Source organism: Bradyrhizobium sp. WSM4874 (genome assembly GCF_055811835.1).
On sequence record NZ_JBVVPR010000014.1, the window covers coordinates 73,615 to 91,506 of the forward strand.

The 17,892-nt window shown below is 63.7% G+C and carries 26 protein-coding genes; 11 read left to right on the top strand and 15 right to left on the bottom strand.

The window, feature by feature from the left end; all coding sequences use genetic code 11:
* Positions 1 to 3: 3 nt before the first annotated feature.
* Both hpaD and AC0L3P_RS16780 read right to left on the bottom strand, forming a co-directional pair.
* A complete protein-coding gene (gene hpaD / locus AC0L3P_RS16775; protein WP_354057057.1) occupies positions 4 to 858 on the bottom strand; it encodes a 3,4-dihydroxyphenylacetate 2,3-dioxygenase in 855 nt (284 codons plus the stop codon).
* 17 nt (positions 859 to 875) lie between these two features.
* A complete protein-coding gene (locus AC0L3P_RS16780) occupies positions 876 to 1,148 on the bottom strand; it encodes a helix-turn-helix domain-containing protein (RefSeq protein WP_354057059.1) in 273 nt (90 codons plus the stop codon).
* A gap of 158 nt (positions 1,149 to 1,306) precedes the next feature.
* On the opposite strand from AC0L3P_RS16780, the gene AC0L3P_RS16785 reads away from it, so the two are divergent.
* Positions 1,307 to 1,759 (top strand): hypothetical protein, encoded by a 453-nt coding sequence (locus AC0L3P_RS16785; RefSeq protein ID WP_275171739.1) that lies wholly within the window; start codon positions 1,307 to 1,309, stop codon positions 1,757 to 1,759.
* A 96-nt stretch (positions 1,760 to 1,855) separates the two neighbouring features.
* Positions 1,856 to 2,083, top strand: a complete 228-nt coding sequence (locus AC0L3P_RS16790; RefSeq protein WP_354057061.1) for a hypothetical protein — start codon at positions 1,856 to 1,858, stop codon at positions 2,081 to 2,083.
* Positions 2,084 to 2,152: 69 nt separating this feature from the next.
* Here AC0L3P_RS16790 and AC0L3P_RS16795 read toward each other — a convergent pair whose 3' ends face one another.
* The 8 genes from AC0L3P_RS16795 to AC0L3P_RS16830 all read right to left on the bottom strand — a co-directional run bounded on the left by AC0L3P_RS16795 (position 2,153) and on the right by AC0L3P_RS16830 (position 9,951).
* Positions 2,153 to 2,971 (bottom strand): aldo/keto reductase, encoded by an 819-nt coding sequence (locus AC0L3P_RS16795; RefSeq protein ID WP_354057063.1) that lies wholly within the window; start codon positions 2,969 to 2,971, stop codon positions 2,153 to 2,155.
* Between the two features lie 145 nt (positions 2,972 to 3,116).
* Complete coding sequence (locus AC0L3P_RS16800; protein ID WP_354057065.1) at positions 3,117 to 4,682, bottom strand: alkaline phosphatase D family protein; 1,566 nt, start codon at positions 4,680 to 4,682, stop codon at positions 3,117 to 3,119.
* A 118-nt stretch (positions 4,683 to 4,800) separates the two neighbouring features.
* Positions 4,801 to 5,220 carry a hypothetical protein gene (locus AC0L3P_RS16805; RefSeq protein ID WP_473303017.1) on the bottom strand — a complete coding sequence of 140 codons (420 nt, stop codon included), beginning with the start codon at positions 5,218 to 5,220 and terminating at the stop codon, positions 4,801 to 4,803.
* Between the two features lie 107 nt (positions 5,221 to 5,327).
* Positions 5,328 to 6,329, bottom strand: a complete 1,002-nt coding sequence (locus tag AC0L3P_RS16810; protein WP_275171730.1) for an NAD(P)H-dependent flavin oxidoreductase — start codon at positions 6,327 to 6,329, stop codon at positions 5,328 to 5,330.
* Positions 6,330 to 6,422: 93 nt separating this feature from the next.
* Positions 6,423 to 8,042: a DHA2 family efflux MFS transporter permease subunit gene (locus tag AC0L3P_RS16815; protein WP_275171728.1), complete on the bottom strand. Its 1,620-nt coding sequence runs from the start codon at positions 8,040 to 8,042 to the stop codon at positions 6,423 to 6,425.
* The gene (locus AC0L3P_RS16820; protein WP_275171725.1) at positions 8,039 to 9,193 is read right to left on the bottom strand and encodes an HlyD family secretion protein; all 1,155 of its coding nucleotides are present in this window, start codon (positions 9,191 to 9,193) and stop codon (positions 8,039 to 8,041) included. The genes AC0L3P_RS16815 and AC0L3P_RS16820 overlap by 4 nt, the downstream gene beginning before the upstream one ends.
* A gap of 200 nt (positions 9,194 to 9,393) precedes the next feature.
* Complete coding sequence (locus AC0L3P_RS16825; RefSeq protein WP_473303022.1) at positions 9,394 to 9,552, bottom strand: hypothetical protein; 159 nt, start codon at positions 9,550 to 9,552, stop codon at positions 9,394 to 9,396.
* Positions 9,553 to 9,576: 24 nt separating this feature from the next.
* Positions 9,577 to 9,951: a PRC-barrel domain-containing protein gene (locus tag AC0L3P_RS16830; RefSeq protein ID WP_473303024.1), complete on the bottom strand. Its 375-nt coding sequence runs from the start codon at positions 9,949 to 9,951 to the stop codon at positions 9,577 to 9,579.
* A gap of 156 nt (positions 9,952 to 10,107) precedes the next feature.
* Here AC0L3P_RS16830 and AC0L3P_RS16835 point away from each other — a divergent pair, with 156 nt between their 5' ends.
* The 7 genes from AC0L3P_RS16835 (at position 10,108) to AC0L3P_RS16865 (ending at position 15,395) form a co-directional block, all read left to right on the top strand.
* On the top strand, positions 10,108 to 11,895 hold the full coding sequence (locus AC0L3P_RS16835) for a thiamine pyrophosphate-requiring protein (protein ID WP_354057072.1): 1,788 nt from the start codon (positions 10,108 to 10,110) through the stop codon (positions 11,893 to 11,895).
* A gap of 8 nt (positions 11,896 to 11,903) precedes the next feature.
* On the top strand, positions 11,904 to 12,131 hold the full coding sequence (locus AC0L3P_RS16840) for a hypothetical protein (RefSeq protein WP_007594757.1): 228 nt from the start codon (positions 11,904 to 11,906) through the stop codon (positions 12,129 to 12,131).
* Between the two features lie 87 nt (positions 12,132 to 12,218).
* On the top strand, positions 12,219 to 12,770 hold the full coding sequence (locus AC0L3P_RS16845; RefSeq protein ID WP_473303028.1) for a DUF4142 domain-containing protein: 552 nt from the start codon (positions 12,219 to 12,221) through the stop codon (positions 12,768 to 12,770).
* A gap of 208 nt (positions 12,771 to 12,978) precedes the next feature.
* Entirely contained in the window at positions 12,979 to 13,869 is an 891-nt protein-coding gene (locus AC0L3P_RS16850) for an SDR family oxidoreductase (protein WP_275171718.1), read from the top strand.
* A gap of 109 nt (positions 13,870 to 13,978) precedes the next feature.
* Complete coding sequence (locus AC0L3P_RS16855) at positions 13,979 to 14,563, top strand: phosphatase PAP2 family protein (RefSeq protein WP_275171716.1); 585 nt, start codon at positions 13,979 to 13,981, stop codon at positions 14,561 to 14,563.
* On the top strand, positions 14,560 to 14,907 hold the full coding sequence (locus AC0L3P_RS16860) for a DUF3147 family protein (protein ID WP_275171714.1): 348 nt from the start codon (positions 14,560 to 14,562) through the stop codon (positions 14,905 to 14,907). The genes AC0L3P_RS16855 and AC0L3P_RS16860 overlap by 4 nt, the downstream gene beginning before the upstream one ends.
* Positions 14,907 to 15,395 (top strand): DUF3147 family protein, encoded by a 489-nt coding sequence (locus tag AC0L3P_RS16865; protein WP_473303032.1) that lies wholly within the window; start codon positions 14,907 to 14,909, stop codon positions 15,393 to 15,395. The genes AC0L3P_RS16860 and AC0L3P_RS16865 overlap by 1 nt, the downstream gene beginning before the upstream one ends.
* Here the strand turns inward: AC0L3P_RS16865 and AC0L3P_RS16870 are convergent.
* Positions 15,392 to 15,559 (bottom strand): hypothetical protein, encoded by a 168-nt coding sequence (locus AC0L3P_RS16870; protein WP_275171710.1) that lies wholly within the window; start codon positions 15,557 to 15,559, stop codon positions 15,392 to 15,394. The two genes, AC0L3P_RS16865 and AC0L3P_RS16870, sit on opposite strands and share 4 nt — an antisense overlap.
* Positions 15,560 to 15,734: 175 nt before the next feature.
* Here AC0L3P_RS16870 and AC0L3P_RS16875 point away from each other — a divergent pair, with 175 nt between their 5' ends.
* Complete coding sequence (locus AC0L3P_RS16875; RefSeq protein WP_275171708.1) at positions 15,735 to 15,983, top strand: hypothetical protein; 249 nt, start codon at positions 15,735 to 15,737, stop codon at positions 15,981 to 15,983.
* Between the two features lie 136 nt (positions 15,984 to 16,119).
* Here the strand turns inward: AC0L3P_RS16875 and AC0L3P_RS16880 are convergent, their stop codons facing one another.
* The 3 genes from AC0L3P_RS16880 to AC0L3P_RS16890 form a co-directional block, all read right to left on the bottom strand.
* Positions 16,120 to 16,326 carry a hypothetical protein gene (locus tag AC0L3P_RS16880; protein WP_007594775.1) on the bottom strand — a complete coding sequence of 69 codons (207 nt, stop codon included), beginning with the start codon at positions 16,324 to 16,326 and terminating at the stop codon, positions 16,120 to 16,122.
* 82 nt (positions 16,327 to 16,408) lie between these two features.
* Entirely contained in the window at positions 16,409 to 16,540 is a 132-nt protein-coding gene (locus tag AC0L3P_RS16885; RefSeq protein WP_256379041.1) for a hypothetical protein, read from the bottom strand.
* Positions 16,541 to 16,643: 103 nt separating this feature from the next.
* Entirely contained in the window at positions 16,644 to 16,838 is a 195-nt protein-coding gene (locus AC0L3P_RS16890; RefSeq protein WP_275171706.1) for a hypothetical protein, read from the bottom strand.
* Positions 16,839 to 16,934: 96 nt separating this feature from the next.
* Between AC0L3P_RS16890 and AC0L3P_RS16895 the strand changes: the two genes are divergently transcribed.
* Positions 16,935 to 17,447, top strand: coding sequence for a DUF4142 domain-containing protein (locus AC0L3P_RS16895; RefSeq protein WP_473303035.1), 513 nt, complete (start codon positions 16,935 to 16,937; stop codon positions 17,445 to 17,447).
* 17 nt (positions 17,448 to 17,464) lie between these two features.
* Here the strand turns inward: AC0L3P_RS16895 and AC0L3P_RS16900 are convergent, their stop codons facing one another.
* Entirely contained in the window at positions 17,465 to 17,746 is a 282-nt protein-coding gene (locus tag AC0L3P_RS16900; RefSeq protein WP_275171702.1) for a hypothetical protein, read from the bottom strand.
* Positions 17,747 to 17,892: the final 146 nt, after the last annotated feature.

Sequence of the window (17,892 nt, forward strand, 5' to 3'; positions counted from 1 at the left end):
GCCTTAAGCCGCGACGTGAAACTCCACGTTCACCTGGCCGCTGCCGGATGACGGAAAGTACTCACAGAGCTGCTCGGCCCTGTCATGGTACTCGTACCAGCCAAGCGCGGCGAACAGCATGATGGTGTCGGCCATACCGCCCTCACCGTTGCACTTGGTTGCGTAATCCGGAAGCATGTCGAGGAATTCGCGGTAGCGACGGCTCTGCCAAAGCTCGAGCACGCGCAGGTCGACCTGGCGGTTGAACTCGCTGGCAACGCTCGTCCACGCCTCTGGGCCCAGCTTCTTGTTGGGCCAGAGCCGATGTGAGAGCGAGCCGCTGGCCAAGATCGCAACCCGTTCGCCGGATTTCTCGATGGCACGTCGCGTCGCCTCGCCGAGAGTCCGGCTTTCCTCGAACGACGTGAACAGCGGCGAGGCGATCGAAACCACCCTCGCGAAGCCGTCCGAATTCATGTAGTGCATCGGCACGATCGTGCCATATTCAAGCCCGAGGCTCGGCACTTGATGCGCGTTGACATCGAGCCCTGCAACGCCGGCTTCGGCGGCGATCGCTTCGGCGAGCCTCGTGTCGCCCGGCAGATCATAACTCAAATCCTGAATCATGTGCGGCGCCTCGTGGCTGGTGAACGAGGCGCGATGCCGCGCGTTGGCGTTGATGTGATAGCCGAAATTGGAGAGCCAGTGGGTGTCGAACACCACGAAGGTGGTGACGCCGCGCGCTTTCGCCCGCCGACCGAGCTCGCGCAACGAGTCCACGGCCGCCTCGCGCGCCGAGCGCAAATGACTGCCGGGCTTTTCCGAGAGCATCAGCGATGGGACATGCGTGACCTTGGCTGCCAGTACGAGTTGCCCCATCGTGCTCACCTCAAGCGTCAAGCCGCCTGGGGCTGGCTGCCGTGGATCGCGGAGGCCAGCCGCAGCAGCAGCACGATCGAGACATTGCCCTTGCCGGCCTCGATCTGGGCGATGTAGCGCTCGGATATGCCGGAGCGGCGGGCAAGCTCCCGCCGCGACAGGTCGCAGCGCATGCGCGAGGACTTCAAGCGGTCGCCCAGCTCGGTCAGAAACGCGGTCTCGGAATAAGGCGGCACGGCACAGCTCCCCGGCAGCACCTCGCCTGCGAAATCCCTGACTTGATTCAGCATCGGTCTATCCAATTTCGCCTTCGGGAGCGCCATCCTACCCCGGAAGTGGCCGGCCTCATTGACGCGGATCAAATTCGCGCGCGAATGGCGGTCAGCGTGGACGATCGCGCGCAGGATGCTACACTTCGGAATTATTCGGAGGTGGGGCTTTTCAGGACATGAGGCGTTGTTTGAGCCGCTGGATCGCGGCAGCAGTGCTGTGGGTTGCTTTCACGCCCGCGGCCGGTGCCGAGTCGCTTGCGGCGACCATCGAGCAATGGGGCCTGCTCGGCTCATGGGCGGTCGACTGCGCGGTCCGGCCGGACCGCGACAAGGGCGCGCTCTTGACTTACGAGATCCGGAAGGACGGAAGGGTGATGTACCGGCGCAATTTCGGCGAGGCCAAGGACGAGAACGAAGTCGTATCCGCGACGGTTAACGCCGACGGCCTGCTCGATGTGATGGTGTACTTCCCCTTGCTGCAGCAGACGCGCGAGTTCGGTCTGCTCCTCTCAAAGCAAGGCAGCTTGCGCGCAATCTACAATCGCAGTGAGCGCGGCGAGTACACGATCAGGGACGGCAAATACGTCGCGACAGGCGCGCCAACACCCGCACAACAGCGCTGCGATTAACCCACCTGAACAGGCGTTCAGAATTCTCCTGCGATTCCTCCGGAACGTTCACGCGAATGCGCCGTTTAGATTTGCATTCGATTGGAGGAGGACATCATGAAGAAGCTTGGTTATGTGCTTGCCGCGGTCGGCGCTCTCGCTGTTGCATTGCCGACGCTCGCCAGCGCGGAGACGGTGGTGATCAAGCGCGGAGGTCATCATCACGGCGCGTACGGCGCCCGCGCCGAATACGGCATGCATCGCGATCACGGCTGGCATCGCGGCTGGCGCCATCGCGACCGAGTCGTCGTGATCAAGCGTGGTCACCGCCATCATTGGGACTAATGCGCAACGCAATACGGAAATGGCCCCTCACGGGGCCATTTCTTTGCGTGTACGAAACGGTCGGCGAGGTCAGTCCCATGCCGGCGCAAAGCCGGGATTGACGCAGCGCCTGTCCTTCGGCAGCGCGGCGATCTTGTTGCGGTCGGCATCGTCGAGCGTGATCTTCAGCGCGTCGAGATTGGCCTGCTGGCTCTCGCGGCGTGAGGCTTTCGGGATCGCGGCGACACCGTCTTGGTCGAGCAGCCATTTCAGCGCGACCTGCGCGGCGCTTGCATTGTGTTTGGCGCCGATCTCGGCCAGCACCGGATCGGAGGCGACGCGCCCCTGTGCCAGCGGGCAATAGGCGACCAGCGGGATCGACTTGGCGTTGAGATAGGCCAGCACCTTCGATTGATCGAGCATGGCGTGATATTCGATCTGATTGCAGGCGATCGGCGCCTTGATGTCCTCGACCGCGATCTTGAGCAGCGCCGTGGTGAAATTGGCGACGCCGATCGCCAGCGTGCGCCCCTCCTCCTTCAGCGTCATCAAGGTCTCGAACACCGCACCCCAGTTCGCCGCCCTGGACGGCCAGTGCACGAGATAGAGGTCAACATGATCGAGCCGCAGCTTGTTCAGGCTGGTCTCGAAGGCGCGGCGGATGGCGTCGGGGCTGAGGTTCTCGTGCCAGACCTTTGTCGTGACGTGCAGCTCGCCCCGCGGCAGCCGGGCCGCGGCGAGCGCCGCGCCGATCGATTCTTCGTTGCCGTACATCTCGGCGGTGTCGATATGGCGATAGCCGATCGACAGCGCGCTCTCGACCGCCGCGCGACAGGCATCGCCCTGCATGCGGAAGGTCCCGAGGCCGAGCTTGGGCATGCTGATGCCCTGTGTCTTGAGATTATCCATGAAAAGGCTCCTGACATCGTTCAGCCCGCCGGAGGCCAGCAGCGATGCTGCGTGAGCAAACTCTTCGGGGATGGAAAAGAGGTGGCGGGAATGGACAGCATAGCGCGGCAGGTGCACGGCGGCCAATCAAGATCGGGTTAGCGACCTACGAATGCTGCGCCACCACGGCTGGACGCGCCTGCGGCTGCGGCACGATATCGACCGACCAGAGGTCCCGGTTGTCGATGTCCTTCAGCGTTACTGTCATCACGCCGGTTCGGCCTTCAATGTCGACCTTGCCGAAGAACTGGAGTCCGAAACAGGGCGCGAGGTTTTCGCCCTGCGCTTCACTGCATGCGTTCTGGTATATCGCGACCGGACCAAAGGTGTTGTCGAGCTCGCCCGGCCCCCAGGTGCCGGCATGCAAGGGTCCCGAGACGAACTCCCAGAACGGTTCGAAGTCTTGGAATTGCGCCCTGTTCGGGTCGTAATAGTGCGCGGCGGTGTAGTGCATGTCGGCGGTGAGCCAGACGATGTTGCGGATCCCGGCGCGCTTGATGGACGCGAGAAGATCGGCGATCTCGCGCTCACGCCGGTCGGGCGGCCCATTACCCAGTGCGACCGCATCGAGGCTGACTAGGCCGATCGGCAAGTCGGCCGCAATCACCTTCCAGGTCGTGCGCGAGGCGGCGAGCTCACGCTTCAGCCAGGCGAGCTGTTCGGCACCGAGGATCCAGCCGCGGTGATCGTCGCCCTTGTTCCAGCTATCGTCGCGATAACTGCGCATGTCGATCATGAAGACGTCGAGGAGCGGACCATAGGCGATCTTGCGATAGACCCGCCCCTTTCGCGCGCCGATGTCGCGGATGGGCATGAAGTCGAAGAAGGCGCGGCGGGCGCGCGAGACCAGGCGCGGGGTGCCGTCATCCTCATGGCCGGCCCCGTCATAGCTGCCGGTCGGCGACCAGTCGTTCGTGACCTCGTGGTCATCCCATTGTGCAAACATCGGCACCTCCGCATGGAAGGCCCGGAAGTGCTCGTCGAGATGGTTGTATTTGTAATTGCCCCGGAACTGCGTCAGCGTATGCGCGACCTCGGATTTCTCTTCGGTCACGACATTGCGCCAGATCTCACCATTCGGCAGCTTCTGCTCGGAGGGAATCGTACAGTCGGCGTAAATGTGATCGCCGGAGTGGATGAAGAAGTCGGGGCGATTGTCGAGCATGGTGCGATAGCTGCGGTAGCCGCCGCGCGATGTGTCGATGCCCCAACCCTGCCCCGCGGTATCGCCGGACCACAGGAACGAGATCGACCGGCCGGCAGCCGGCGCAGTGCGGAAATGGCCGATGCGGCTTTCGCCGGCGATGTCGGTCGCGATATCGTCGAAGCGCACACGATAGAAGATGTCCTGCCCGGGCGGCAGATCTTCCAGCAGCAGTTTTGAGGTGAAGTCGGCATCGGTCGACGCATCGCGCGAAGCCGACGCAATGACGGTCTTGAAGCTTTCCACGGTCGAATAGTCCACCTGCATCCGCGCGGGCCGGTCGGCGCGCGCCCAGATCACGGCGGAGCCATCCGAGACGTCGCCGGACTGGATGCCGCCTAGGATCTGCGGACGATCCGCGGCGCGGCTGAGATGTGGCGTTGCGAGCGCGGCAACGGCGAGGCTGGAGGTGGAACGGACCAGGAATTGCCGCCGGGTCCAGGCGCGCGAGGCGCGGAGCGCTACCATTCAGGAAACCTTCGTCGAATCGCGACGGAAGGTGCCTGCGTCGTTTGACCCCCGGCTTACGGTTTCTTGACCGCGGGCCTACGGTTTTGCGACGTACGGATGACGGCTCGGAACTGAGCTAATGCTTCCAGTTGCAGATGCCGCCGGTGCGACAGGGCCAGGTCTGGATGCGGGTGTCCATCGCCTGCGCGTCGAGCGGATTGCCGTGGCGATGCGCGAGCTTGGTGCGTGCCGCACCGCGTGGCTGCGCGGGCTTGGCGTGCGCGACCTTCGGCACCGGCACGCGCACGCGTTCGGCGGCGACCTTCTTCGGCACGTCGACCGGCTCGGCGCGCGCCTGCGCCTCGTTGCTGCCGCGCGCCTCCAGCGCGACCGGCGCGAATTGGGTTTCGGGCCCGAGCCGCTTCGGCGACAGCACCGCCTTGGAAAGATCGAGGCCGAGATATTCGTCGGGCTTGTAGTCGTCAGCGCGCGCGACGCCGCCCCATGCGAGCACGAGGGCAACGGCAATTGCAAAAGGAGCGCTCTTTGGAATCACGGACGCCTCCTGAAATTGATTGTTAAGAGGTAATTTACCTCTATTTAGGAGGCGTCGCGCGCAATTCCAGCGGTCAACTGCCGCCAAGGTTAAGAAGTTCGGCGGTGTCAGGCGACCTTTCGCGGTGCACCCGCCCCTTCAAGAAACCCCATCAGGCGGGTACGGATGATGGTTTCCGCCTCAGCCATGATCCTGTCGACGAGTTCCTTGCAGGTGGGGATGTCGTGGATGAGGCCTGCGACCATGCCGCAGCTCCACGCGCCCGCGTCCATTTGACCATCCAGCATGATCCTGGGATAGACGCCCGCGACCTGGTCGTGGATGTCGTCGATCTTCAGCTTGTCGCCCTTCTCGCGTTCGATCTCGAGCAGACGGTCGACATTGGCGTTCTTCAGCACGCGCTCGGTGTTGCGCAGGCTCCGCATGATCAGGCGGGTGTCGAGCTCGGTCGCGGCGACCAGCGCGTTCTTGACGTTCTGATGCACTGGGGCTTCCTTGGTGGCGATGAAGCGCGTGCCCATGTTCATGCCGGCCGCCCCCAGCGACAGTGCCGCGACGAGGCTGCGGCCGTCGGCCATGCCGCCGGAGGCAACGAACGGAATCTTCAATTCCTCTGCCGCGCGCGGCAGCAGAATCATGTTGGGAATGTCGTCCTCGCCGGGATGGCCGCCGCACTCAAAACCATCGACGCTGACGGCGTCGCATCCGATGCGCTCGGCCTTGAGGGAGTGGCGCACCGAGGTGCATTTGTGAATGACCTTGATCCCGGCGGCCTTCAGCGCTGGCATGTAGGCTTCCGGGCTGCGGCCCGCGGTCTCCACGGACTTGATGCCGCCTTCGACGATGGCGGCGATGTATTCCGGATAAGGCGGCGCGGCGAAGGTCGGCAGAAAGGTGAGGTTCACGCCGAACGGCTTGTCGGTCATGTCACGGCAGCGCGCGATCTCTTTGGCCAACAGCTCCGGCGTCTTCTGCGTGAGACCGGTGATGATGCCGAGCCCGCCGGCATTGGAGACGGCAGCCGCCAGCTCGGCAAAGCCGACGAAATGCATGCCGCCCTGGATGATGGGGTGCTCGATGCCGAACAGTTCGGTGATCGCGGTCTTCACTTAAATTACCTCCCGGGCTTTTGCTTGACGTTCGGACCAGTCTAGCCGGACTTTTGCGCCGCGGTCACCATTTCTCTCCGAACGGCCGTTGGCTCAATGCCCCCGCGCGGGGGCGCCCAGCTTGATCGGGCGCAGCACCGCGGCGGTCGGGATCATCAGCACCGCGATGATCGCGAGCGTCCAGAACACGTCGATATAGGCGAGCAAATCGACCTGATGCTGCAAGGTGCGGCCGACCCAGGCGACCGCCTGCGCGGCCGCATCGCTCGCATTCGAGCCCTGAGCCTGGAAGAAGCGGGTCATCGTCTCGATAGTCTGCTGGTAGCCGAGGTCCGACGGCGCGGCGTGCTCGATCAGGCGGCTCTGGTGGAATTGCTGGCGCTGCGCCAGAATTGTCTGCGCCAGCGCGACGCCCATGGAGCCGCCGATATTGCGGGCGACGTTGATCAGCGCCGAGGCCTGGTTGGTCTTGTCGGGCGGCACGCCATCATAGGACGCGGTCGTGACAGGCAGGAACAGGAAAGGCAGACCGAGCGCGAGGAAGATGCGCGACATCGCTGCATAGCCGTAGGTGATGTCGCCGGTGAGGCCTGTGAGATGCCACATCGAGAACGCGACGATGGTAGCGCCAAGCATGATGAGGTATTTCGGCTGAACGCTGCTGACGAGACGGCCCACCACCGGCATCAGCACCAGGGTCGCGATTCCGCCCGGTGACAATGCGAGCCCCGCCAGCATGGCGGTGTAGTTCAAATCGCTCTGGAGGAGTTGCGGCAAGAGCTGCGTCGTCGAGATCAGCACCGCGCCGGTCGCAAGCATGACCAGGAAGCAGGCGGCGAACTGGCGACGGCCGAGCAGGCGGAGATCGACGATGGGATCCTCGCGCGTCAGCTCCCACGGGATCAGCGCAAGCAGCGAGACGGCCGCAAGCACCGCGAAGAACACGATCATGTTCGAGCCGAACCAGTCGTTGCGCTGGCCCTCGTCGAGCACGTATTCGAGCGAGCCAAGCCCGATCGCGACCAGCAGGAAGCCGACATAGTCGACGCGCAGGCCCTTGCTCAGCAGCTTCTCCCTCTCCTCCTCCGCACCCGACGGCTCCTTGACCAGCGTGCCGACCAGGAACAGCGACAGCAATCCCATGGGGACATTGATCAGGAACACCCAGTGCCAGGTATAGGTGTCGGTGATCCAGCCACCGAGCGTCGGACCGACCACGGGCGCGACCACGACGGCGACGCCATAGATTGCGAAGGCCTGGCCGCGCTTGTGCGGCGGAAAGGAGTCGGCGAGGATCGCCTGCTCGCTGGTCGCCATGCCGCCGCCACCAAGGCCCTGAAGGATGCGGAACAGCACCAGCGACTGCAAATTCCAGGCGAAGCCACACAAAAGCGAGGAGGCCGTGAAGATCGCAACGCAGATCATGTAGAAGCGCTTGCGGCCGATCACGGTCGACAGCCATCCCGAGATCGACAGCACGATGGCGTTGGCCACGAGATAGCTGGTGATGACGTAGGTGCTCTCGTCGATGCCGACGGCAAGCCCACCAGCGATGTGGCGCAAGGCGACATTGGCAATGGTGGTGTCGAGCACCTCCATGAAGGTCGCGATCGAGACGACGAACGCGATGAGATAGGGATTATGACCGCCCGCCGCCGAGCGCTCCGGCGACCAGCCGCCCGCGGACGCGCCGCCTTGCGCCGTGTCGGTCATCGCACCCTGGTCCAGGGCACGACCGACATGCCGGGACCAACGGGCAAATCGGCCGGCCAGCTATCGACCACGATCTTCACCGGCACGCGCTGCACCACCTTGACGTAATTGCCGGTGGCGTTCTCCGCCGGCAGCAGGCTGAACGCGGTGCCGGAGCCAGGCTGCACGGACTCGACATGGCCGGTGAGCTTGCGCCCGGGATAGGCGTCGATGCGGATCTCGACCGGCTGGCCAGGCCGCATGTCATTGAGCTGCGTCTCCTTGTAGTTGGCGACGATCCAGACCTCATCGGGCACGAACATCATCAAGCTCTGGCCCGCGTTGACGAAGGTGCCCTTGGCGCCGCTGAGCTTGACGACGCGGCCGGACTGCGCCGCAACGACGCCGGTATATTGGAGATTCAGCTTGGCCTGATCGAGCTGCGCCTGCGACTGCTCGAGCTGCGCCCGGGCGCCCTCGAGCTGCGCCTGCAGCGTCTTGATGCCGACTTGCGCAGCCGTCACCGCGGTCTTCGCGCGCTCGGTATTGGCCTGCTGCGCCTGAAGATCGGAGCGGGTCTGCTGCTGGCGCTGAACGGTGCCGGCGCCCTTCTCGACCAGATCCTGGGCGCGCGCGAATTCTTCCTGCGAGAACTGGAGCTGGGCCTGGGCCTGTTCGAGCTGCGCCTCCGCCTGCTTGATCTGCTCCTGCTGCGAAACGATCTGCGCCTCGACATTGGCGATGTTCGCCCTGGCGACCGCGACCTGAGCATTGGCCTGATCGATGGCGATGCGATAGTCGCGCTCGTCGATCTTGGCAAGAATGTCCCCGGCGTTGACATGCTGGTTGTCCGTGACCGGGATGTCTGTCACGTAGCCGCCGACCTTCGAGGCCACGGAAAAGCTGCGCGCCGCGACGAAGGCATCGTCGGTGGATTCATAGTGGCGTATCTGGAGCCAATAGAGCAATCCGCCGATCAGAGCTGCGAGCAAGACGATGGCGCCAACGCTTGCCACCAGCCAATGCTCGCGAATCCGGTCTCGCAGCGACGGCGCCTGCTCCGGTTTCGAGCCCTCGGCGTCGCGGGCCTGATCAGGAGATGTCTTCGGAGCTTCTTTCGCCCTCTGCGGCTGCTCCGCGGACGGTCCACGCTCCCGTGTCTGAGCATCCACGGTGAACACCTTTCTCGGGGATCAAACTGGCGGCAGAGCCGCCAAAGCCGGCACACGCGCCGCGAGCCCAACTACAACTCCTGATCATGGTTCCGCTTGTTGCGAGCGCCATCGCGTTCGTGAACGGCCTGCCCAAAAAGCGAGCGCGGCACAGTGCGTGCCGCGCTCGCCGCGATATCTCATGGGCAGCGCACCTTGTGTCAGTGCGTCTTCGTCGCTTGCCATTTCTCGAGATCGGGCTTCACCTCGTCCGATCCCTGCTCTTTTTCCGGAGTGCCCTTCCAGGGCTTGTCTGTCCGCTTGTGCGAACCCCAGTCGCTCTGCTGCCGGGGATCGTCGTTAGGCCGTTCCTTGCTCATCGAGCTTCCTTTCGGTGGAAACGCTTACGCGAAGGGGACGCCGTAATAGGAGTTGATGCCGCGAACCGCGGCGTCATCACCCCAGTTCCAATCGCTCCGTTCGCCGTATTTCGGCGCGCTTTCCAGCTCCTTGGTGGTGATGCCGGTGACATAGCCGCCGAGCTCCGTGTCGTATTTCAGCGACTGCCACGGCAGCGGGTAATGGTCGTTGCCGAGGCCCAGAAATCCGCCGAAGCCGAGCACGGCGTAGGACACCTTACCGCTGATCTTGTCGATCATCACGCGTTCGATCGAGCCGATTTTGTTGCGATCGGCGCCATAGACCGATGTTCCCTCGACCTTGTCGCTGCCGATCAACCGACCCATCTCGTCTCTGTCCAGTTCACCCTGATTCAACATCTCAATTCTCCACTCAGCCAGTGTGGAGACAACCCGAAGAGGTGCTCGATCGTTCCGGCATGTTCCGCCAGACTTGAGGAACATCGCCGGAAACGGGCGGTTCTCTCAAATTCAAATCCCGGAAACCAAATACCGGAAAACGAAGGGCCGCCCTCGATGTCCCAGACCGTCTCCGACTTCATCGTTCAACGTCTGCATCAATGGGGCGTGCGCCACCTCTTTGGCTATCCCGGCGACGGCATCAACGGCGTGTTCGGGGCCCTTCAGCGCGCTGAGGGCAAGATCGGCTTTGTCCAGGCGCGGCATGAGGAGATGGCCGCCTTCATGGCGACCGCCTATGCGAAGTTCTCCGGCCAACTCGGGGTCTGTATCGCAACTTCGGGCCCCGGCGCCTCGCATCTGATCACCGGGCTCTATGATGCCCTGCTCGATCACCAGCCCGTGCTCGCGATCGTCGGTCAGCAGGCGCGCAATGCACTGGGCGGACACTATCAGCAGGAACTCGATCTGGTCTCGATGTTCAAGGATGTGGCTGGCGCCTATGTCATGCAGGCCTCCTCGCCGGCGCAGATCCGGCATCTGATCGATCGGTCGATCCGGATCGCGCTGGCACGGCGGACGCCAACGGTGATCATCCTACCCAACGATATCCAGGAGGAGCCCTACGAGGATCCGCCCCGCGCTCACGGCACCCTGCACTCCGGCGTCGGCTATAGTCCTCCAAGCATCAAGCCTCGTGACGCTGACCTCGACCGTGCCGCCGAGGTGCTCAACGCCGGCAAGAAGGTCGCGATGCTCATCGGCGCCGGCGCGCTCCACGCCACCGAGGAGGTGATCGCGGTCGCCGACCGCTTGTCAGCCGGCTGCGCCAAGGCGCTGCTCGGCAAGGCAGCGCTCCCCGACGATCTGCCCTGGGTCACCGGCTCGATCGGCCTGCTCGGCACCGAACCCAGCTACAACATGATGATGGAATGCGACACGCTGCTGATGGTCGGCTCCGCCTTTCCCTATGCCGAATTCCTGCCGAAGGAAGGCGCGGCGCGCGGCGTGCAGATCGACATCGACGCCAGCATGATGTCGATCCGCTTCCCCATGGAGGTTGGCCTGGTCGGCGATGCCGCCGAGACGCTGCGCGCCCTGCTGCCGCGGCTCGCACCCAAGACCGACGGCGCCTGGCGCCAGGGCATCCAGGACGACGTCGCGAAATGGTGGAAGACGCTAGATGATCGGGCACATCAGCCCGCAGCACCGGTCAATCCGCAGCTCGTCGCCTGGGAGCTGTCTCCGCGCCTGCCGGACCGTGCCATCATCACCAGCGATTCCGGCTCCTGCGCCAACTGGTTCGCGCGCGACTTGAAGATGCGCCGCGGCATGACGGCCTCGCTCTCAGGCGGCCTCGCCTCGATGGGTGCGGCGGTGCCCTATGCACTCGCCGCGAAATACGCCCATTCCGACCGCCCGGTGATTGCCCTCGTCGGCGACGGCGCGATGCAGATGAACAACATGGCCGAACTGATCACCGCCGCGAAGTATTGGCGCGACTGGAAGGATCCGCGCTTCATCGTCTGCGTCTTCAACAACGAAGACCTCAACCAGGTGACCTGGGAGCAGCGCGTCATCAACGGCGATCCGAAATTCGAGGCATCGCAGCGCATCCCAAACGTGTCCTATTCGCGCTTTGCCGAGCTGATCGGCCTCTCCGGCATCTATGTCGACAGCCCGCAGCTACTAGGCTCGGCTTGGGACCAGGCGCTCGCGAGCGAGATGCCGGTGGTGCTGGAGGTCAAGACCGACCCCGAAGTGCCGCCGCTGCCGCCGCACATCACCTTGCAGCAGGCCAAGAACTTCTCTCTTGCGCTGATGAAGGGCGACCCCAACGAGAGCGGAGTAATCAAGGGCGCGGCGCGGCAGGTGTTGGAAAAGATCCTGCCTGGAAGTGAATGAGGTGAAGCATGAGCGATTTCCGCGATATCCAGCATGGCGTGAACGATCCCGTCGATGGCCTCGACGTGAAGCGGCAGATCAACGACAACCGGACGCCGCACGAGCGGGCACAACGCCATGCAGACGTACGTGCCGAGGCCACCGCCACGCCGACCGAGCCGTTCCTGCCTGAACGGCTTCGGCGCAAGCCGACCGATCCAATCAACCCACGGAGCGGGAGGAGACCGACGGATTAGCCGTTAGGAACTCCGGCCGCTGCAACGTGTTGGTGGGCGCAACGTCGCGCGGCGAGAGGCTGCGCGCCCATTCGGAGGGATCGGACCATGAAACGTACCATCATCGCAGCTGCCTGCGTGCTTCTCGCAGGCCCCGCGCTCGCCCAGTCGCTTGGCGAGAAGACCGGCGTCAACTCGGCGCTCGGCGTCGCGCCCGCTACCGCCGACTTCGTCAAGGAAGTCGCCATCAGCGACATGTTCGAAATCGAGTCGAGCAAGCTCGCCCAGCAGAAAGGCAACGCGCAGGAGAAGACCTTTGCGCAGCAAATGGTGACCGACCACACCAAGACCAGCAGCGAACTCAAGGGCCTCGTCAGCGGCGGCAAGGTGCAGGCCATCCTGCCGACAGCACTCGACAGCTCGCATCAGAGCAAGCTCGACAAGCTCAAGAGCGCGAACGGCAAGGACTTCAGCTCGGACTACAATTCGTACCAGGTCAGCGCCCATGAGGACGCGGTCTCGCTGTTCGAGCGTTACGCCAAGGGCGGCGACAATTCCGAGCTGAAGGATTGGGCCGGCAAGACGCTGCCGGCGCTCAAGCACCACCTCGACATGGCCAAGGAGCTCGGCAAGGCGCCGAGCGTCGGTCAGACCAAGTAAACATCTTCCGAGGACGCCGGCTCGTGGGTCGGCGTCCTCCCGTTTTGCAACGATGCCTCTCTCCGCGCATTGGGATCGCGAGATCGCGGAGACCGTCATGACACATCAAGACAAGGCTTCCATATCCCGCCGGCACGTCGTCCAAGCGGCGAGCGCAACGCTTGCTGCTGCTTCGCTGGCCTCTTCGACAGCGAAAGGAGACACATCCATGGCCGAGCAGAAACTCGTCGATCCCGTCAGCCGTTTTCCAAAGCCGCCGTTCAAAAAACAGTCGCAGCCCTGGCCTGGCCTCGCCGGCAAGATGGAGCCGCCTCCGGATCACGGCGAGACCAGCTACAAGGGCTCCGGCCGGCTCGCCGGACGCAAGGCGCTGATCACCGGAGGCGATTCCGGCATGGGCCGCGCCGCCGCGATAGCGTACGCACGCGAAGGCGCCGACGTCGCCATCAACTATCTGCCGGCGGAAGAGCCGGATGCGCAGGACGTCATCGCGCTGATCAAGAAGGAAGGGCGTACCGGGCTCGCCATTCCCGGCGACCTCAAGGATGAGGCTTTCTGCAAGACGCTGGTCGAGCAGGCCGTCCAAGGTCTCGGCGGACTCGACATAGTCGTCTGCAACGCGGCGCGGCAGCAGACACGTGCGTCCATTCTCGACGTCTCCTCGGAAGACTTCGACGCGACCATGAAGACCAACATCTACGCGCCGTTCTGGATCATCAGGGCGGCGCTGTCGCATTTGAAGCCCGGCTCGTGCATTATCGGCACGACGTCGGAGCAGGCTTACGACCCCTCGCCCGATCTCTACGATTATGCGCAGACCAAGGCGGCGACGATGAACTACGTGAAGTCGCTGGCGAAGCAGCTCGCCTCCAAGGGCATCCGGGTCAACGGCGTCGCACCGGGACCGATCTGGACGCCGCTCCAGGTCTCCGGCGGCGCCACGATGGAGAAGCTCGAAAAATTCGGCGGCATGACGCCGCTCGGCCGTCCCGGCCAGCCCGCCGAACTGGCCTCCATTTACGTGCAGCTTGCCGCGGCCGACGCGAGCTATGCGACCGGCCAAGTGTATGGGTCCGCTGGCGGTTCGGGACAGCCGTAAACGGCGCTTTAGTCTGGCCGCAGGCTGATGCCGCAAAGTTGAGCCCAGGAACCTTCTTAGTCTCCGGGCTTTACAAAACTGTCACAAAGGACATCACGCTTGCAGACAGATGGCATTGGTAGAGGTCAAACCCAGCCGGATCGACACCGCGATCGCGGATACGATCGCTGATCACACCAATTCAGGCGTCGAGCACACGGCGCAGACATTAACCTGGGCCGCCGACGAGCACGTGCTGCTCGTGCTGGCCGCAATAGGGTGGCTCTATACTCACATTCGGCAGCCGCAACAGCGGCCCGTGGCAAATCACATGCTGGCCGTGTCGCTGGCAACGGCCGTCCTGCCGCATCTCCTGAAATCCGTGTTCGATCAGACCAGGCCAGACCGGCTGACCGTACGCGGGCACGGGCATGGAGTACCCGTCTCAGGACGGGCGCGCGACGCCTTCCCGTCCGGTCACGCCGTCCATATGGGCGCCCTTGCCTCGGCGGCGGGCTTGCTGCCGAAGACGCCGCGCCGATTGCTGCGCACGGTCGCGATCGCGCTGTCGCTGACCCGGATCGCAGTACTCGCGCATTGGGCAAGCGACGTGATCGCAGGCTTTGCGCTTGGCGCGGCCGTAGAGAGACTCTTGCGGCCATGGACACTGACGCAATCGTTCCGCAAACAAGTCAATCGGCGGGAAAAGCCGTGACCGAATATATCGTGCGCTTCATCGCCGGTGGCATCATCGTCTCCGCTTTTGCGATCCTGGGCGATATGCTCAAACCCAAAAGCTTTGCGGGGTTGCTCGGCGCAGCACCGTCAGTCGCATTGGCGACGCTCGGCATCGCCGTCGTCCAGCACGGACCGCAATATGCCGCAGCCGAAAGCTGGACGATGATCTATGGCGCGGTCGCGCTCGGCTGCTACAGCGTCGTCGTCTGCCATCTGCTGATCAGATACCGTGTGTCCGCGCTGCCCGCGACCGTCCTCGCTCTCATCGTGTGGCTTGCGGTCGCCTTCGGCCTGCTCGCCGGCTTCGGAGGTGCGGCCTGATGCCGGTCAAGCTGTCGCTCTCCGCACTCAAGCAGACACGCTGGTACGAATACGGCATTCGTTTCCTGCTCGGCGGCCTGGCGACCGTGCTCACGGGGGTTCTGGGAGCGCGCTTCGGTGTGTCCGTCGGCGGACTTTTCCTTGCGCTTCCCGCCATCTTCTGCGCCAGCGCCACGCTGGTCGAAAGCCATGAACGCCGCACCAAGGAGAAGGCCGGCCTCAGCGGCACGCGCCGCGGGCAAGAGGCCGCCGGCCTCGACGCAGCGGGTGCCGCCTGGGGAAGCATCGGTCTCCTGGCATTCGCCGCCGTCTTTCATTTCACCGTGGCTGCCAGCGTTCCGGGCGCTTTCGCTGCCGCGTTGATAGCCTGGGCCGTCGTTTCGGTATCGGCCTGGTGGCTCAGGCGCAAGCTGCGCAGCGTCTCCCGCAAACCGCACCGATCAGCTCATTCGCTATCGGCAAAAGGCTCTCCCCTGGCGAAGCGCTAGCCCGCTTTGGCCTGCGTCGACGGCTGCAATCTCGGCGGTTGAAGGCCCGGGCTGTTGGCCCAGCGCTCGACCTGCTCGATGACCTTCTGGTGGCTCGGGCGCACCGGTTTGGGTGCGTCGCTCTCTTCGACATGTTTGCGGGGCAATCTGACTTCGTTGGTCATGACGTCTCTCCCATTTGCGGGAAGCATACACCTGCCCAACGACCTCTGCATCATATAACTTATTGATTTCGTTATATTATTTTACTCGCTTGGCGCCATAGAAGCATCTTATGGAACCGCGGTGGAATGAGTTCGTTGAGTAAACTACTCAACTTGCTCATTTGGATGATTGATCATGAACGACCTTCGCGCCGAGCGGCTCCAGGTCATGCTGTCACCGGAAGAACTGGCGGCGGTCGACGACTTCCGGTTCAAACATCGCATGCCGACGCGAGCCGCGGCTGTGCGCGAGCTCCTCAAGCTCGGACTGGCCACCGCCGCTGTCGATGCAGGGCCTAATGTCAAATCGAGCAGGTTCGGGGTTTTCGGACGCGGCCCGGACGGCCACACACAACCGCATCCGCAGCGCGACACAGAAGATTAGTCCAGCCTGATGCTCAACAAAACGGCCCCGGCACGGGTGCCAGGGCCGTCCTTGGAGATTACTTCCGGATCACCGGGGGCATGACAACCGGAAGCAATCCCTCGACTCTTTGCGCGCCGATTCGTTCCTGATGGAATTAGCCGCTCGGGGCGTCGCCGGAATCATCCGGCGCCATGCCGGAGCCGGGCGTCTTGCTGTTGTCGTTCAGTTTGGGATCGCGCGTGGCCTCACGAGAGGGCGAGCCCTTTGGCTCCGACTTGTGCACGGTCTGCGCGCGCTGCTTGTCCCGCGGCTGCTGTTCACCGCGCTGATCTCTGATGATGCCTTGGTCGGAATGGGCCATGATAGCTCTCGCCTCTTTGCTGTCTCGAAGCGCTTACGCGCCGGAGCGTCGAAGGTTCCGGACGCGCGAGACGAGACTGCGGCTAACTGTGCGCCGAGTGCACCGGGGCCGATGCGTTCTCATGATGCACCTGCCGCACCGTCGTCACCGTGGCGAACGCGACCGACACGCCAAAGGCAAGAATGAGCGAAAGAAGAGCCAGACGTGGAGCCATTGCAAAAACCTCCTGGATAGGAAATCAACGCGATCGACTGTTACGAATGATCCTGCTTGCCGTCCGTGAGCAGTCTCACACGCAGATCCACGAAACGAGAGCGTTACGCATCCTGCTTTTGAAGGACGCGGGCTGGAACGGGCGGGACCTCGCCGTCGAGCCAATCCTGCTCGTTGGCGAGTGCCGTCCACGCGTTTGCCATGCGCAGAAAACGATTGTGCGCCGGCTGTCCTTCGGACCGCTCGGCGAGCTGGAGGCAGTTGTCGGCGTTGTCCCTGAAGATCTCAGACTGTTTCATGAAGATGAATTGGGGACGGAACCGTCACGTCGCAACCGCCCTTACCGGATCGTAACATCTGCGGAACTTTCCACCTCCGTCCGCCATTGGATATCCATGCGGATTCATCTCGCGATCGTTTTGGCGTTCATCAGCACGGCAGCGCTTGCCGACAGCACCGGGGAGCGAAGGCCGGCCGGCCGCACGCCGACCGCAACCGAGACCATCAGCGAACTCTACACCTTCAGCCGCTTCCAGCAAGGCTTGCTGGAGAGTACGGACCTGAAGGGCAATGCCGAGGTCAAGAATCTCGCCGCCCTGCGTGCCGAAGAAGCGGCCCGACGCGACAAGGCCTTGAAGGAGATTCAGGAGGCGATCGGTACCGAACCGCGCGTCACCAAGACGACCCCGGCGAGCGCGAGCTTGGTCGAGCCCGAAACCTCGGACGGACCCACTTTCGTCAGAAGCTTCTATGCCGCGCAGATCCCCGAGTATGAAGCGGTGATCGACCTGCTCGAACGCTATCTCAAGGCACCCGACAACGCCGCGCTTGCAGCGTTCGCGCGCGAGCAGCTCCCGATGTTGCGCTCGCAGGTTAAGGACGCCGAGCGCACCATGGCGGACAAGTAGGGCTGCCAAGCAACCCCTTACTTTTGTCGGCTCTCCGGCTGCGCGCTGCGGCTGCCCTCCAGCATCTTGTCGCGGCCGGCATCCCCATTGTCATCCTTGCCGCCCGAACTCGACGTGCCGCTACCACTGGGATTAGACCGGGTTGACGTACCCGTGGTTGGTGTGTCCGCGCGTGGGGTCGCGGAGCTTGCGGCGGGATCGCCGGTGACGGCCCCGCGGCCGCTGGGGGCCCCGCCCTGCGCGAACGCCGATCCGGCCAACAACATCACGGTCCCGATGACGGCAAATCCTGCTTTCATATGCGCTCTCCCTGTATCTGCGGGCTAACGGCACGCCCGGCGCTCCGTTCCGGAAGGCAGATGACCAAGTCGCTGAAAACAAACCGGTCTGCTGGCCCGGAAAGACTGGAACCGGATGGAACCATTCCGGGGGATGGCACTTATGT

Excerpts from the sequence above, each read along its gene's own strand:
- hpaD (WP_354057057.1), bottom strand. The coding sequence starts at position 858 with ATGGGGCAACTCGTACTGGCAGCCAAGGTCACGCATGTCCCATCGCTG.
- AC0L3P_RS16780 (WP_354057059.1), bottom strand. The coding sequence starts at position 1,148 with ATGCTGAATCAAGTCAGGGATTTCGCAGGCGAGGTGCTGCCGGGGAGC.
- AC0L3P_RS16785 (WP_275171739.1), top strand. The coding sequence starts at position 1,307 with ATGAGGCGTTGTTTGAGCCGCTGGATCGCGGCAGCAGTGCTGTGGGTT.
- AC0L3P_RS16790 (WP_354057061.1), top strand. The coding sequence starts at position 1,856 with ATGAAGAAGCTTGGTTATGTGCTTGCCGCGGTCGGCGCTCTCGCTGTT.
- AC0L3P_RS16795 (WP_354057063.1), bottom strand. The coding sequence starts at position 2,971 with ATGGATAATCTCAAGACACAGGGCATCAGCATGCCCAAGCTCGGCCTC.
- AC0L3P_RS16800 (WP_354057065.1), bottom strand. The coding sequence starts at position 4,682 with ATGGTAGCGCTCCGCGCCTCGCGCGCCTGGACCCGGCGGCAATTCCTG.
- AC0L3P_RS16815 (WP_275171728.1), bottom strand. The coding sequence starts at position 8,042 with ATGACCGACACGGCGCAAGGCGGCGCGTCCGCGGGCGGCTGGTCGCCG.
- AC0L3P_RS16825 (WP_473303022.1), bottom strand. The coding sequence starts at position 9,552 with ATGAGCAAGGAACGGCCTAACGACGATCCCCGGCAGCAGAGCGACTGG.
- AC0L3P_RS16830 (WP_473303024.1), bottom strand. The coding sequence starts at position 9,951 with ATGTTGAATCAGGGTGAACTGGACAGAGACGAGATGGGTCGGTTGATC.
- AC0L3P_RS16835 (WP_354057072.1), top strand. The coding sequence starts at position 10,108 with ATGTCCCAGACCGTCTCCGACTTCATCGTTCAACGTCTGCATCAATGG.
- AC0L3P_RS16840 (WP_007594757.1), top strand. The coding sequence starts at position 11,904 with ATGAGCGATTTCCGCGATATCCAGCATGGCGTGAACGATCCCGTCGAT.
- AC0L3P_RS16845 (WP_473303028.1), top strand. The coding sequence starts at position 12,219 with ATGAAACGTACCATCATCGCAGCTGCCTGCGTGCTTCTCGCAGGCCCC.
- AC0L3P_RS16850 (WP_275171718.1), top strand. The coding sequence starts at position 12,979 with ATGGCCGAGCAGAAACTCGTCGATCCCGTCAGCCGTTTTCCAAAGCCG.
- AC0L3P_RS16855 (WP_275171716.1), top strand. The coding sequence starts at position 13,979 with ATGGCATTGGTAGAGGTCAAACCCAGCCGGATCGACACCGCGATCGCG.
- AC0L3P_RS16865 (WP_473303032.1), top strand. The coding sequence starts at position 14,907 with ATGCCGGTCAAGCTGTCGCTCTCCGCACTCAAGCAGACACGCTGGTAC.
- AC0L3P_RS16870 (WP_275171710.1), bottom strand. The coding sequence starts at position 15,559 with ATGACCAACGAAGTCAGATTGCCCCGCAAACATGTCGAAGAGAGCGAC.
- AC0L3P_RS16875 (WP_275171708.1), top strand. The coding sequence starts at position 15,735 with ATGAACGACCTTCGCGCCGAGCGGCTCCAGGTCATGCTGTCACCGGAA.
- AC0L3P_RS16880 (WP_007594775.1), bottom strand. The coding sequence starts at position 16,326 with ATGGCCCATTCCGACCAAGGCATCATCAGAGATCAGCGCGGTGAACAG.
- AC0L3P_RS16885 (WP_256379041.1), bottom strand. The coding sequence starts at position 16,540 with ATGGCTCCACGTCTGGCTCTTCTTTCGCTCATTCTTGCCTTTGGCGTG.
- AC0L3P_RS16890 (WP_275171706.1), bottom strand. The coding sequence starts at position 16,838 with ATGAAACAGTCTGAGATCTTCAGGGACAACGCCGACAACTGCCTCCAG.
- AC0L3P_RS16895 (WP_473303035.1), top strand. The coding sequence starts at position 16,935 with ATGCGGATTCATCTCGCGATCGTTTTGGCGTTCATCAGCACGGCAGCG.
- AC0L3P_RS16900 (WP_275171702.1), bottom strand. The coding sequence starts at position 17,746 with ATGAAAGCAGGATTTGCCGTCATCGGGACCGTGATGTTGTTGGCCGGA.